A 1,198-nucleotide genomic window follows, 5' to 3' on the forward strand; every position below is an offset into this window, starting at 1 on the left:
GGAAATCGCGTCTTCAGGGATCACAATTTCAGGCTCTAATGGGTAACCCGAACCGGATGTGACCACGACACCTTCACCGTTCAGAGTGAACTGGCCATTGCGGGAGTAACCAATGTTGCCGTCGGCATGGTGATTTGGAAAAGCCATCCCCTTCTACCATGAGATCCACGCATGGTGGTGGTTTGGCGTTACCATGTGTATGCACTTTTGTGTTGCGACCACTTTTGAGCCCGCACCTAACATCAACCACTGGGCAGTTGAGTATTCTGAGAAGATTGACCACCAGGTTGGTTAATATTTTGGTAGAGASAGATCTTCAAACACCGCTCGACCCTTTTTAAAACCGATGGTTGAGGCGTTCGCTTAAGTTGTTTGAAATTGTCGCGATATTTGGTTTGTTGAGCGTCTAAGCCCCGTTTTACCTACCATAGTGCCGGATGCATAATCTGGTGACCTCTAATTCTATAGCTCATACGAAGCAGAGAATCAGACGACTTGTCCATCTCTTCTGCTGTGCTCATCATTTACTGCATCTCAATTACGTTGCAGGTCAATCAGAGCCGTCATTTCACCAACAGCATTCACGTTGCTGCCCTCAATGGCACCTGTCATGATTTGCACGGTTGGATCCGCTTCGTACGGCTGATTGGGTTCCTTGTGGCGGAACAGGCCATTGGTGTCTTTAAACAAAGCACTGTCATTGGTCTTGACCAGCTTAATACGTATCGATTTCTTCCATCTCTTCCGCTGGCGCTCCTTGAGGTAAGACCGAGATCGTACCATCGCGGCCGATTTCAATTTTGCTCACAGGAAGAGGAATGGTAATGGGTGCACCACCTTCCCCAAGGCAACATCACCATGGCATTGCTCAGTAGTCCATTTTGATCGACTTTCAGATTACCGTTACGGGTTAACCCTTCTTTGCCTAGTTTATCCATCACCCCAATCCAACCATTTCCCTCAATCGTAATATCGAGTTCACGGCCTGTGGTGATCACACTGCCTTGAGCAAAASATTTATGTCCTGGGCGCTCTGTCATGCTGAAAACTCGAGTAGGTAGCCCGTCACCGTACGCTTGCATTGAACGAGCTTGCGCTAAATCTGCACGAAACCCTGTTGTGCTCACGTTGGCTAGGTTGTTCGCTCGTAGTTGCAGAGCCTGCATATTCTGCTTGGCACCACTCATAGCAAGAAAGA

2 pseudogenes are annotated in these 1,198 nt (G+C 48.3%); both read right to left on the reverse strand.

Features of this window, described 5'->3' with window-relative positions:
- Nucleotides 1–443 (reverse strand): annotated as a pseudogene (locus CIK04_RS24325) (flagellar hook-basal body complex protein); the annotation flags it as partial.
- Nucleotides 444–527: 84 nt separating this feature from the next.
- Nucleotides 528–1,198 (reverse strand): annotated as a pseudogene (locus tag CIK04_RS24330) (flagellar basal body rod protein FlgF); the annotation flags it as partial.

Source organism: Vibrio sp. 03_296 (genome assembly GCF_002265885.1).